Annotated in this window: 11 protein-coding genes; all 11 read right to left on the bottom strand. The window is 47.8% G+C overall.

Annotation, left to right across the window (positions count from 1 at the left end):
- Positions 1-9: 9 nt before the first annotated feature.
- Complete coding sequence (locus M1D67_RS08795; protein WP_371268716.1) at positions 10-669, bottom strand: DUF881 domain-containing protein; 660 nt, start codon at positions 667-669, stop codon at positions 10-12.
- A gap of 29 nt (positions 670-698) precedes the next feature.
- Positions 699-1,487: a cell division protein FtsQ/DivIB gene (locus tag M1D67_RS08790; RefSeq protein ID WP_101560823.1), complete on the bottom strand. Its 789-nt coding sequence runs from the start codon at positions 1,485-1,487 to the stop codon at positions 699-701.
- Positions 1,488-1,692: 205 nt separating this feature from the next.
- A complete protein-coding gene (gene murB / locus M1D67_RS08785; protein ID WP_023857251.1) occupies positions 1,693-2,604 on the bottom strand; it encodes a UDP-N-acetylmuramate dehydrogenase in 912 nt (303 codons plus the stop codon).
- Positions 2,605-2,632: 28 nt separating this feature from the next.
- The gene (gene murG / locus M1D67_RS08780) at positions 2,633-3,733 is read right to left on the bottom strand and encodes an undecaprenyldiphospho-muramoylpentapeptide beta-N-acetylglucosaminyltransferase (RefSeq protein WP_128822387.1); all 1,101 of its coding nucleotides are present in this window, start codon (positions 3,731-3,733) and stop codon (positions 2,633-2,635) included.
- A gap of 71 nt (positions 3,734-3,804) precedes the next feature.
- Complete coding sequence (gene spoVE / locus M1D67_RS08775; RefSeq protein ID WP_020451301.1) at positions 3,805-4,905, bottom strand: stage V sporulation protein E; 1,101 nt, start codon at positions 4,903-4,905, stop codon at positions 3,805-3,807.
- Positions 4,906-4,957: 52 nt separating this feature from the next.
- Positions 4,958-6,313 carry a UDP-N-acetylmuramoyl-L-alanine--D-glutamate ligase gene (gene murD, locus M1D67_RS08770; RefSeq protein WP_256163760.1) on the bottom strand — a complete coding sequence of 452 codons (1,356 nt, stop codon included), beginning with the start codon at positions 6,311-6,313 and terminating at the stop codon, positions 4,958-4,960.
- Entirely contained in the window at positions 6,314-7,288 is a 975-nt protein-coding gene (gene mraY, locus M1D67_RS08765) for a phospho-N-acetylmuramoyl-pentapeptide-transferase (RefSeq protein ID WP_020451299.1), read from the bottom strand. It abuts the gene before it with no gap.
- Positions 7,289-7,415: 127 nt separating this feature from the next.
- Positions 7,416-8,882 carry a UDP-N-acetylmuramoyl-L-alanyl-D-glutamate--2,6-diaminopimelate ligase gene (locus M1D67_RS08760; protein ID WP_144497612.1) on the bottom strand — a complete coding sequence of 489 codons (1,467 nt, stop codon included), beginning with the start codon at positions 8,880-8,882 and terminating at the stop codon, positions 7,416-7,418.
- A 208-nt stretch (positions 8,883-9,090) separates the two neighbouring features.
- Positions 9,091-11,025 carry a stage V sporulation protein D gene (locus M1D67_RS08755; protein ID WP_035338833.1) on the bottom strand — a complete coding sequence of 645 codons (1,935 nt, stop codon included), beginning with the start codon at positions 11,023-11,025 and terminating at the stop codon, positions 9,091-9,093.
- 145 nt (positions 11,026-11,170) lie between these two features.
- Entirely contained in the window at positions 11,171-13,306 is a 2,136-nt protein-coding gene (locus M1D67_RS08750; RefSeq protein ID WP_479831778.1) for a penicillin-binding protein, read from the bottom strand.
- Positions 13,307-13,312: 6 nt separating this feature from the next.
- Complete coding sequence (gene ftsL / locus M1D67_RS08745; RefSeq protein ID WP_020451295.1) at positions 13,313-13,666, bottom strand: cell division protein FtsL; 354 nt, start codon at positions 13,664-13,666, stop codon at positions 13,313-13,315.
- Positions 13,667-13,692 lie beyond the last annotated feature (26 nt).

Genomic DNA, 13,692 nt, shown 5'->3' with positions numbered 1-13,692 from the left:
TTTCAACGTTCATTCCCCCTGCTTTAAAAGGGGCTCCATCTCGATTTGGTCTTGTTTTTCGATGCTGACTGAAATATGATCGCGGCTCAGCTGGTCCACAAGCCCTCCTGCAATGTTCAGCGCCGGCATCAGCACATCCGGATCCCCGATGGCCGAAATGACAAACGGCGCGGGATACTGGTTGCCGTCAACCGTGATGACAGGACCGTTGCACGATATGTAAGAATGATGTGTCACACGCTGTCCGTTGATCGACACCGCGGCCGCCCCGGAAATCCACAGCTCATTGAGCAGGCGGAATATGTGGCTTTCATGGACGATATAGTTGTTGACATTCTCACCTTCCGGTATGTAAGAAGCGTCTTTCAGCGTCACCTTGATTCCTTCGCCCTGAACGCCGATTTCCCCGACGAACATTCTGTACCTTTCAACATCTTCAACAATATTGTAATACTCTTTTTTTTCCTTTTTCAAAGCCGTCTCTGTTTTCTGTACTTCCTGCTGTTTTTTGTAAAGCTCCTGTTCCAGCTTCTTATTTTGCTTTTCCTGGGAAATCAGCCGGTCGCGCAAGGAATACTCCTCTTTCCAATTTTCAGCTGTTTCTTCATGGTCTTTGTTTTCCCTGGCGAATTGATAGGAGAAAGACAGCAGGAATCCGAGGACAAGCATGGCGAGTGAAAGATTGACTGTGTGCCTCTTCAATTTCCGTCTCCCTTTTTGCTTTCATCCGTTTTTTTCAGAGGTTCAAAATAAGTCGCGACTTCCATATGGATAATGCCTTTTTCCCCTTTCGGCAGCTCTTTTACGATCGCCGGATAGCTGTTCATTTTCTGTCCGAACGTTTTCAGCGAAGCCGTCACGATATAGCCGTCGTTCATATACAGTCTGATCAGCCAAGGATTTGATTTTTGAGGCATATAGTTAATCTCGGAAATCGATTTTTTCACGGAATCGGAAAGCTTGTTCAGCTGTTTTGCCATTTGAACGAGCTTTTCGTCTTCCTCCCAGTTATTAAGGGTCGGTCCGATGTCAGTCGGCGTCACCTCTTCAGGAAGCACCGTGCCGTTTTCAAGCACGGAGTAGTACACATTGTGTTTTTGCAAAAACGCAATGCTTTTATACTCTTCGATGGAGATGGCGATTTTGTTGGGCAGCTGTTTAGAGATTTCGGCTTTTTTGATCAATTTATTCTGCTCGATCTTTTCTGCGGCTTTTTGCTTGCTCAGACTCCAGAATTCCGTCTGTCCTTTATGGATCGAAGACAGGGAAATGATCTGGTCTTTTGAAACGTTTTTGTTTCCTTTGATCTCTACCGTCGAAACTTTACTGATCGGCGTCTGCAGGTAAATGATGATCAGCATCATCGTGAAAAAGAGCAGAATAAAGGTGATCAGCCGGCGGTTTGCCTTTTGCTTTCGCTGTTCTTTGATTTTGGGAATCCGTTCTTCTATATTCACTACTTTTTCTTTATCAATACCGGGTTTCACGTAGGCTCACCTCAGGTTAATAAAGCAGACAAAAAGACTTTTATTTGCTTATTTTTGTTCGGAAAAATGACGCGCTTTTCGACATATGAAAGCACGGGGCAAGCTAAAAAGCTTCCATTTAGCGAAACAAACGACATACTAGGATGCCGTTTGCTTGTTTGTTTCATACATTATATCATAAGGCGATCTGAAGTAGAGAGGCCGTTTACCGTTTTTCTCCGATAATTTCGACCTCAGTGTGCATGTCGATATCGTATTTTTCTTTAATCGTTTTTTGAATGAATGCAATCAAATCCAGGACGTCTTGTGCTGTTGCGCCGCCTGCGTTGACGATAAAATTGCCGTGCATCTCTGAAACCTTTGCCCCGCCGATCTGATGGCCTTTCAAACCAGCCTCTTCTACTAGCCGGCCCGCATGTTCAGGCAGCGGGTTTCTGAAGATGCTGCCTGCGCAAGGGTTGGACACCGGCTGCGTTTCTTTTCGGTAGTCTTTGTTTTTCTGCATCTGCGCAACGATCTCATCGCGTTCTTTTTGCTCCAGCTGGAGAACGGCTTCAAGACATATGCCCGGCCGCTCGTTTTGCAGGATGGACGTGCGGTAGCTGAACGCCATCTCTTCATTCGTCAGCCAATCGATCGTTCCGTCTTCAAACAGGATCAATGCTTTCACCAATACCCTGCTGATATCAGAACCGTGGGCTCCGGCATTCATGTAAACCGCTCCGCCGACCGAACCCGGAATGCCTGCGGCAAATTCAAGGCCGGAAAGCCCTTTTTTGCTGATGCCTGTCGCAAGCCTTACGACAGAGTAGCCGCCGCCGACCGTTACTTGCTCGCCGTCGATTTCCATATGGTCAAGCCCCTGTCCGAGCTTGATGACAACGCCTCTTATCCCTTCATCAAGGACAAGAAGATTCGAGCCTCTGCCGATGGCCGTCCACTTGACGCCGTGCTTCTTGATCACCTTCATCGTATCTTTGACAGCTTGAATGTTTTTCGGAACCACCAGCACGTCAGCCGGTCCTCCGATTTTAATCGTAGTATGGTTGCTGAGCGGCTCGTTTTCCAGAACTTTGCCGACTTCAAGTTCTTTTAATTCTTGTATCACCTTATCCATCGAAAACCTCCAAAATCCTTCTGTCTTATCATTTTGCATGATGTTTCAGTTCTTTCAGCACATTGTACAAGCGTTCGGCCGCGTCCGGCACGCCAAGCGACTTCGCGCGGCTCTTCATCTCTTGCAGCGTCTTTTCGTCTTGTAAAATATGATCGATCGCCTGAATTAAGCGGTCTCCATTAAGCTCTGATTCTTTTAAAACGACAGCGGCGTTCTGCTCCCCTAGTGAGCGTGCGTTCACTTCCTGGTGGTTGGCCGTAACGTACGGACTCGGAATCAAAACGCTTGGAATGCCGAGCGCGGTGATTTCCGCTATTGTCGTTGCTCCCGCACGTGCCACGACGACTTCGAACTCTTTTAAGTACTCGGGCATTTGATGGAGAAATGGCTGAACGACCATATTCGGAGCGGGGCCTTCTTTTTTAAGCGCAGCTGTTACTTTATCATAGTGAACTTCCCCTGTGACATAAAGAACCTGGTAATCCCGCTTTTTTAATTCGTTTTGCATCGCGATAACCGCTTCATTGATCGGAGTGGCACCGCGGCTGCCTCCGAAAATAAGGACCGTTTTTTTGCCTTCTGAAAGGCCCAAAGTGGTCATGGAACGGCCCCCTTTTATAGAGACGACTTCAGACGCCCTCGGGTTTCCTGTAAAAACAACTTTTTCTGCAGGAAAATGCGGTTTCGCTTCATCAAAACAAATGGCTACCTTATCAACATATTTGGATAAAAACTTATTGGTGAGTCCAGGAAGGCTGTTTTGTTCGTGGATAATCGTCGGAATCCCCAGTTTTGAAGCGGCGTATACCACCGGTCCGCACACGTAGCCGCCCGTGCCGATCACCGCGTCGGGCTTAAACCGTTTTAATTCTTTTTTGCATTCTTTTACACCCTTTACAAAGCGCATGACGGTTTTGACGTTTTCAAATGACAGCTTTCTTTTAAAACCCGTAATTTCAATCGCCTTGAAAGGGATCCCTTCCCGCTCGACGATATTTTTCTCCAGGCCTTTTTCGGTTCCGATATATAAAAACTCAACATCTTCATGATGCCGTTTCACTTCTTTAATAAACGCAAGGGCGGGGTAAATATGGCCGCCCGTTCCGCCTCCGCTAACAACAATCCGCATCTGTTCTCCCCCTTATTCCTTATGTACACGCCGATAACCCTGCTATCTCGCAACAGGGTTATCGCCAAAATCTAGTATCTAGAATACCTGCTGACATTCAGCAGCACGCCGACCGCCATAAGCATCAAGGTCAGTGATGAACCGCCATAACTTAAAAACGGAAGCGTGATGCCTGTAACAGGAATCAGGCCGGTCACGACGCCAATATTGATCATAACCTGAATCGCTATCATCGAAATGACGCCGACGGCGACAAAACTGCCGTATAAATCGGGCGCACCGAGCGCGATTCTGATGCCTCTCCATAATAGAACGCTGAAGAGCAAAAGAATCAGCGATCCGCCGATAAAGCCGAGCTCCTCTGATAAAATCGCGAAAATAAAATCTGTCTGCGGCTCAGGCAGATAAAAAAACTTTTGCCTGCTCTGGCCGAGGCCGAGGCCGAACAGCCCGCCGGGCCCCACCGCATAAAGAGACTGAATGATTTGAAAGCCGCTCCCCAAAGGGTCCTCCCAAGGGTTCAAGTATGAAGTGATCCTTTTGATCCGGTACGGCGCCGACAGCACAAGGCCGACAAAGCCGCTCAGACCCAGAAGACCGAGAAAAACGAAGTGTGAAATTCTCGCACCCGCGACGAAGATCATAATGATGCATGTGCCGACCATTACGGTTCCTGTTCCAAGGTCAGGCTGCATCATGATGATCAAAAAAGCTGAAAAGACAATACCCAGCGCCGGCACAAAGCCTTTTCTAAACGATGTAATATTCTTTTGCTTTTCAGATAAAAACTTGGCCAAAAATGCGATCATCGCGAGCTTCATAAACTCGGACGGCTGAATGCTGAAAGCGCCGACTCCGATCCAGCTCCTCGACCCGTTCCGTTCCATTCCGATCCCGGGAACAAGGACGATGATGAGCAGAAAGAAACATACTATGATCAGTATTTTCGCATAAGTTCTCCACGTCCAGTAGTCGACATTCATGATGAAAAACATGGCGATGACTCCGATGCCGGCAAATAAAAGCTGCCGTTTCGCAAAGAAAAAGGAGTCGTCGTATTTGTAAGTCGCCCATACTGCACTGGCGCTGTATACCATAATCAGTCCAATTGTTAAAAGCAATAGCGTAATGATAACCAGCAAAAAATCCGGTGACGTTTTTTTTGTTTGCAAAGCCGAACACCCCAAGCTCTAATTCTTAGGGCTATCTTTACGAGACAAGCCCTTATTTAAGCATATGCACGGCGTTTACAAACATGTCACCACGTTCTTCAAATGTTTTGTACTGATCCCAGCTTGCACAGGCCGGGGACAGAAGAATGACATCTCCTTCGTCTGACAGGCTGAACGCCGCAGTTGCTGCTTGTTCAACATTATCGACACGTTTAACCTGTTGTATTCCCATTTCTTCGGCCAGCTTCTCAAACTTCGGTGCGGTCTCGCCGAATGTGATCACCGCTTTGACAAAAGACATATGCGGCTTTAGTTCATCGAATTCATTTCCGCGGTCAAGCCCCCCTGCCAGCAAAATGACCGGCTTTTGAAAGGCGGACAGCGCTTTTTTGGTCGCAAGAATGTTTGTCGCTTTGCTGTCATTGTAAAACAGTCTGTTTTTGATCGTCGCGACGTATTGCATCCTGTGCTTTACACCGGTAAAGCTCGTCAGCACCTTGCGGACGGCCTCATCGGAGACGCCTGCGGTTTTAACAATGCAAAGGGCGGCCAAAATGTTCTCCAAATTGTGCTCTCCCGGCAAAACGACGTCTTCAAGCGGCATGACCGGTTCACAGTTAAACATGATCACGCCGTCTTTCACGCACGCTCCGCGCTCAAGTGTCCGGCGGACCGAAAAATACACCTTCTCCGCTTTTGAACACTCGGCAAGCCGTACGACTGTCTCATCGTCCAAATTGACAACGGCAACGTCTGTTTCCGATTGATTTCGATAGACCTGCTGTTTGGCAAGCTCATAATTTTGGCGCGAATGGTGATAATCGAGATGGGCATCAAATACGTTTAATAACAATCCGATTTTCGGTCTGAATTGATAAGTCCCCATGAGCTGAAAACTCGACAGCTCTGTCACGATCCATTCGTCTCCGCCGGCCTGATTGGCCACTTCGCTTGCCGCCGTGCCGATATTACCAGCAACGAGCGCTTTTTTCGAATCGGCTTTCAGCATTTCATAAACAAGCGTTGTCGTTGTCGTCTTTCCGTTTGAACCGGTAATGCCGATGAACGGAGCATCTGTCAGATGATAGGCAAGTTCAACCTCCGTCCAGACCGGTATGCCCCGCTTCAGCGCTTCTTCGACCATCACGTTTTCATAGCGGATGCCCGGATTTTTAATCAGAATGTCGATCGAATGAAGATCAAACAGTTCCGTCGGATGAGAGCCGCAGACGACTTCCACCCCTTTTTCCGCGAGAATCCGCGCAGGTTCATTCTCCTCAAAAGGCAGCTGGTCATTCACGACAACCTTTACGCCTTTTTCATGAAGGATCGAAGCGGCAGCATATCCGCTTTTCGCCAGCCCCAGTACGAGCACATTTTGATTTTGCAATAAATCTTGAGTATCCACTTATAACCACACCTCGATGTAAATTCCTAAGACGGCAAGCAGAAGTCCCGCTGTCCAAAAAGTGACGACAACTCTCCACTCAGACCATCCGACAAGTTCGTAATGATGGTGAAGAGGGCTCATTTTGAAAATTCGTTTGCCGGTCGTTTTAAATGAAATGACCTGCAAAATGACGGACAGCGTTTCAATGACAAATACGCCGCCGATGATGACAAGCAGGATTTCCAGTTTCGTTAAAATCGCGATCGTCACAATCGCCCCTCCGAGGGCAAGCGATCCTGTATCTCCCATAAAGACTTTTGCGGGGTGCGCGTTAAACACAAGAAATCCTAACACCGCTCCGACAACAGCAACCGCGAAAATGGCGACATCGTATTGCGACTGGTTCCATGCCAAAATTGCAAACGCACCGAACGCGATGGCAGCAGTACCCGACAACAGCCCGTCAAGCCCGTCAGTCAGGTTGACAGCATTTGAACCGCCGACAAGCATAAAGATGACGAGCACCGGATAAATCCAGCCGAAATCAAATGACAGCTCTGTTCCCGGAATGCGGATGTCAGTCGGCAGCCCTTGGAAGTGGTAGACGGCATAGAATACCAGAGCAATCACGATTTGGCCGATCAGTTTTTGTTTGGATGTGAGTCCAAGGTTGCGCTTCATCACGACTTTAATATAATCATCCAAAAAGCCGAGCAAGCCGTATCCAACCGTAACAAACAAGAGAAGGATCATGTTCATGCTGACTTCGGAAAATTTCATTGTCATGACAATGGTCGTCGCGATAATCGACAATATGATCATGACGCCGCCCATCGTCGGCGTTCCCGATTTTTTCTGATGGGATTTCGGACCTTCCTCACGGATGCTCTGCCCGAATTTCAGCCTTCTTAAAAACGGAATGAAAATCGGAGATAAAAGAACGCTGATTAAAAAGCCCATGATAATGGTAAATAAAATTACTTGTTCGAGCATCGTTCTTCTCTCCCTTCCGCGTGATATAAGTAGCAGCATACGCATTTATCATATTCACTGTTTTTTTTCATATGTTGATTTATTTCATCCATCATTTCAACAACTCTTTCCTGTAGTTCTTTTTCGGTTATTTCAGCTCAAGAATGGCTCTTTTGGCCACCTCAGCATCATCAAAATCAAAGGTTTGACCGCCGATCTGCTGATAGGTTTCATGGCCTTTGCCTGCGATCAGGACGACATCGCCTTTTTTGGCGTTTGCAATGGCAAAAAAGATTGCCTGCTCACGGTTGACGATGCTGTGATAGTAAGCCCCTTTTACGCCTTCCTCCATATCGTTTAAAATGGCGAGCGGGTCTTCGCTTCTCGGATTATCGGCTGTAAAGACCGGTTCATCGGCAAGGTCAACGGCAATTTTCGCCATTTTCGGACGCTTCGTCTTATCGCGGTCTCCTCCGCAGCCGACGACGACAAACAGCTTTCCTTCCGTTAAGCCTCTGCACGTGTTCAAGACATTTTCGAGGCTGTCAGGAGTATGGGCATAGTCGACGATTACCGGAAAGTCCTGGCCGGCGTCCACAAGCTCAAATCTTCCTCTGACGCCTTTCAGCCCTTCAATTCCTTCTGTGATCGTGGCAAACGGGATATCCGCTGCTAGTGCGATCCCCGCGGCCGTTAAAACATTGTAGACGTTAAAGAGGCCGACAAGCGGAATCGTTACTTGTGCAGTACCTTTGGGCGTCACCAGATCAAAGGTTGTCCCTTTCGGAGCCATTTTGATATTTTCAGCCATGACATCGGCATCGTTTTGAATTCCGTATGTCAAAAGGTGTGCTGACGTCACTTGGGCGAAATACGCTGAAGCAAGGTCATCCGCATTCAGCACGGCCCACTTCGGTGTATCGTGGTTAAAAGATCCGCCGAGCTGAGAGAAAAGCAGACTTTTCGCATGTTTATATTCTTCCATTGTCCGGTGGTAGTCAAGGTGGTCCTGAGTCAGGTTCGTAAATGCGGCGATATCGTAATCACACCCGTGGACCCGGCCCATGTGGAGAGCGTGTGAAGACACTTCCATGACGGCTGTATCCACATCCTGATCAACCATTTTTCTAAACGTTTTTTGAAGTGTGACGCTTTCCGGCGTCGTATTTTTTGCATCGAACGTTTCGTCATGGATTTTCGTGTACATCGTGCCGATCAGTCCTGTGCGGCTCCCGGCTTTTCTAAAGATCTCCTCCACCATGTGAGAAGTCGATGTCTTGCCGTTTGTGCCTGTAATGCCGATCAGCTTCAGCTGCTTCGTCGGCTGTCCGTAAAAGGCGTCCGACAGCACGGCAAGCGCTCTCTTCGTATGGCGGACGATGATCACCGGCACATCGGCGTCCACTTCCCTTTCCGCCACGATAGCGGCAGCCCCTTTTTCAGCGGCTTGCCGGGCGTAGTCATGCCCGTCGACTGTATAGCCTTTTATACAAACAAAAAGACTCCCTGTCTTGACTTCCCTGGAGTCCATCTCAATTGAAGTTATATCAGGGTCTTCTTGGCCGGCATAGGAAGGTGCATTTTTTAAATATGTAAGAAGCTTTGTTAATTTCATCGTATCAAACCTCTCAAGTCTAATCATTCTTCATTCGTTGTCATATTGTTCCTGCGTTGATTAACCGCACGAGCTGCATGCAGACATACAGTTCATATTTTAGCGTAAAAAAGAGGATACATCCAGCTAATCCTTTAAAATCTATATATTTTTTAGGAGGAACGGCCCCCGGTCATCAGCCGGTTGCCGCTCCTTATCATGATCCGAATTAATCAGAGGCTCCGTCTTTATTGTCAAGGTAAATGCGAATGGTCGATCCTTCTTTTACTTTTTCGCCCGGCTTAGGGGACTGCTGAACGACGACATCGCCTTTTCCGGAAGCTTTCAGCCTGAGGTTGATCAGCAATGGTTCAAGCTCTGTCACGGAAAGCCCTATAAGGTTCGGGACCTCGATCAGCTTTTTGTCCAGCCATTGATATTTGCGTTCAATCTGATCTTTCCGCTTCTTAACGCCGAGCTGTGGAAGGCTGTCTCTCATGATGTTTCCGACGATCGGCGCTGCAACCGTACCCCCGAATTGAATCGTGCCTTTCGGATTGTCGACGGCGACGTAAACGACGATGCTCGGATCATCTGAAGGAGCCGTTCCGATAAACGAGACGATGTGATTGTTTTTTAAATATTTCCCGTCCTTGACTTTTTGCGCTGTACCGGTTTTGCCGCCCACCCGGTAGCCGTCGACAAAAGCGTTCCGCCCCGTCCCCTGGGCGACAACGCTCTCCAGCGCGTACCGGATCTGTTTCGATGCCTCTTCAGAAATCACTTTTCTTTTGGCGATCGGCGTCTGTTTTTTCACTGTTTGTTTTGTTACGGGATCAATCCACTCTTTGGCAATATACGGCGTATACAGCGTTCCGCCGTTGACAGCTGCAGAAACAGCTGCGACCTGCTGGATCGGTGTCACCGATACCCCCTGGCCGAAAGCGGTTGTCGCCTGCTCTACAGGACCGACGCGGTCAAGCGGGAATAAGATGCCCGTTCCTTCGCCTTGTAGATCGATCCCGGTTTTTTGTCCGAAGCCGAAATTTTTAATGTAGCTGAACAGTTTTTCTTTGCCGAGCCGCTGACCAAGCTCAACAAATCCCGGGTTGCACGAATTTTGGACGACTTCAAGAAACGATTGTGCGCCGTGTCCGCCGCGCTTCCAGCATTTCAGCCTTGCGCCGTCCACTTCAACGGAACCCTTATCATAGAAGTGATCTTTTTGGAGGTTGACTTTGTTCTCTTCCAAAGCTGCGGCAAGCGTGATGATTTTAAAAGTCGAACCGGGCTCATATGTGCTCCATACAGGCAAGTTCCGATTATAGACTTTAGGATCGATTGATTTGTAGTTTGCGGGGTCAAAGTCCGGCCGGCTGACCATCGCCAATATCTCCCCGTTTTTCGGGTTCATCGCAACACCGACCATTCCGTCCGGGTTATACTTCGCTTCTGCGATATCAAACTCCCGCTCCATAATCGTCTGCACCTTTGAATCGATCGTCAGCTTCATATCAAGCCCGTCTTTCGGCGGTGTATAGTCATCCGCCTCCCCCGGCATCCTCTTGCCTTTTGCATCAGAATAAAATTTCACATAGCCCTTTTCACCTTTCAACTCTTTGTCATAAAAAGCTTCGAGGCCAAGCAGACCCTGGTTGTCAATGCCCGCGAATCCGAGCACATGGGACAGATAGCTGCCGAACGGGTAATGGCGGATCGAATCTTCTGCAATGTATACGCCTTTCAAGTTGAGATCTCTGACTTCTTTTGCTTTCTCATGGGAAATTTTCCGGCCCTCGGGATTGATCCTTTCAATTGACGTTTTTTTCGTGACATGTTTGTACGCTTTTTCTTCCGACATATTCAACACGCTGGCCAGCAGTTTGCTCGTTTTGATCGGATTTTCAACCTGCTTCGGAACAACTAAAACCGATGGCGCGCTTTGGTTTGTCGCCAGCTTGACGCCGTTCCTGTCCAATATTTCGCCCCTTTCCGGCTCAAAAGGAAGGTTCCGGCTCCACGAATCTTTAGCTAATGTCGTCAGTTTATCCCCCAGAACGAACTGAACGTATCCGAGCCTTGTATCAATAATCAAAAAGATGATCACACCAAAAAGCAGAACGAATATTAAACGTTTTCTGACCGTTACATTGGAAACGCGCAAGAGACCGTTCACTCCTTATTTAGGCTTGTTTCATTTTATGCCTTGGGGCGTTTTGATAGAACGGCCCTTATTTTTATATGCTCAGGAGGCGCCGCGCCCAAACGGAAGGCTATCGACTCTGAGCCGATAGCCTTTTAGATGGGATCTATTCGTTTTTCAATCTGACTTTTACGACCGAGTTGGCTTTTAATTCTTTGCCTGCTTTTACATTTTGGCTTTTCACATAACCCTGGCCGCTCGTTTCGATATGAATGCCTGCCATGGCGCCGAAGCGGAGAGCGTCACGCTTTGACCAGCCCGTCATATCAGGCAGTGTGATTTTCCCGTCGGCCTTCAGGAAGACCCTCTGATTCGACAGGACGGCTTCTCCCGCTTTCGGGTACTGTTCTTTCACAGCCAAGCCATCGCCGATCGTAACCGGAACAAGGCTGCTGTTTTGCGCCTCTTTTTCGGCGGATTTGGCTCGTTTGCCGGTGAAATCAGGCATTTCCAGCTGTTTTTCTTCCTGCTTTTCTTCTTTTTTGGTCTCTGTCGGTGTGATATTTAAATAGTGAAGACTGTTTTTCATCACCGGATTGAAAATTTTTGATACCGGAGCAGAACCTGTTTCCGTAGCCTTTAATTGCGGCTGCTGTACGGCTACATAAACGAGAAGCTGCGGATCGTCCTTCGGCGCCATGCCCATGAAGGAGAACACGTAGTCTTCGCGTCCCTTCAAGATTTTTCCGTCCTCACCGGTCATTTGCGCCGTACCGGTTTTTCCGGCGACATCAAATCCTTCGATCTTGTACGGCTTCCCCGTCCCTTTATCAGATGTGACGACTTTTCCCAGCAGATCGCGCACTTCTTTTGCCGTTTTGGCAGAGATCGGCTGTCCGACTTTTTCCGGTTTATTTTGATAAATCGTTTTGTTTTTGTCAGAATCAACGACATGATCGATGACATAAGGCTTCATCATTTTTCCGTTATTCGCGATCGCTGTCGCGGCCTGAAGCTGCTGGATCGGCGTGACCGCTGAACTTTGACCAAAGGCAGTTGTTACTTTATCACGCAAATATTCAAAATTGATTTTGCTGTTCGCTTCCCCAGGCAGGTCGATGCCCGTTTTGTCGTAAAAATGGAACTTCCGCAAATATTGGTTGAAGCGGTCCGTGCCGAGTTTATCATTGGCAAGGATCGCAAACGCAACATTTGAGGAGCGTTCAACACCTTCATTAAATGTGATCGTTCCCCAGCCGTTTCCATCGTTATGGTCTTTAATAGGCTTATCTTTTTTAGAAACCGAATATGATCCAGACTTAAATGGTTCTCCTCCATTATATACGCCTTCTTGGATGGCTGCCGCCAATGTGAAAATCTTCATCGTTGAGCCTGGCTCAAAGCTGTAGGAGACAAGGTCGTTGTAATAGTTCGTGACATCGCGTACGTTCGGGTTGAAGCTCGGCCTTTGCCCCATCGCGAGCACTTTGCCCGTTTTCGGATCAACGACCGCCGCCATAATCTTCTTCGGCTTGTATTCTTTTTGGACGGTGGTCATGCTGTCTTCCAAAAACGCCTGGATTTTTTGATCGATTGTCAAATACACGTTGTCTCCGTTGTTTGGCGCTTTAATATTTTCGTTGCTGTTCGGCAGGCGCCAGCCCGTTCTGTCGGTGTCGTACGTCATGTATCCGTCCGTTTCTTTCAAATAATCGTTGAGCGTTTTTTCAAGGCCCATCATGCCTTGCATTTCACCTGTTTTTGCGTTGATCTGCGAATAGCCGATGAGATTGGAAGCGAAGATTCCGTTTGGATAGTAGCGCTTCGTATCGCGGGTGAACACGATGCCAGGCAGCTTCAGCTTTTCGATTTTTTCTTTTTGGGCATATGTCAAATCCCGCCCCGCCGATCCGAATTCAACCTGAAACGCTCCTTTTTTATTGAGAATATCGAGCACTTTCCCCTCATCCATACCGAGAATCGGCGCAAGCTTCTCAGCCGTCAGCTGCTTGTTTTTCACGTATTGAGGTTCCATCTTTTTGCTCATAATCGCGACGAGCTTGTATGTCGAAGTGTCTTCGGCAAGCACTTTTCCGTTCCGGTCAAGGATCGATCCCCGGTGGGCTTCGATCGTCCGCTTTTTCTCATACTGTTCGTTCGCCTTCTGTGCAAGCACTTCGCCGTTCACTTTTCCCGTCGCTTGAATAAACGCAAATCGTCCTACGATAACAAAGAAAAAGAGGGCAAAACAAATACTGAGTATTGCCGCTCCTCTGTTCATGAATTTATTTTTTTTCGGCATTGTGCATCATTCCTGTATGTCTTTCACTTTTTTATCACCTAATTTAAGGCCTTTTTTCCGGGCGATGTCCATGATACGGTCCGGCTCTTTCAGCATATCGGCTTCTTTTTCGAGGTCACCAACTCTGCTGCTTTCCGTTTCAACCTTCTTTTCGAGCTTTTGAATTTCAATATTGGTCTGATACGCGGCAAAAGCCTTTGAAATCATAAAAAGTGAAGCGCTGAGTACAGCCAGGGCAAAAAGCACAATCAGTACCTTTTCCCCAAGCGTTATCGATGCTCTTCTCCGGATGATAACGGATTGTTCTGCACTGTTTGTCTGTCGTTGCTGTTTTTCTACTTTATAAGCCAAATTGCTCATAGACTGATGACCTCCTTTTAATTCGT

The organism is Bacillus sp. PK6-025 (genome assembly GCF_056530265.1).
This window is presented reverse-complemented; position numbering and strand designations above follow the sequence as displayed.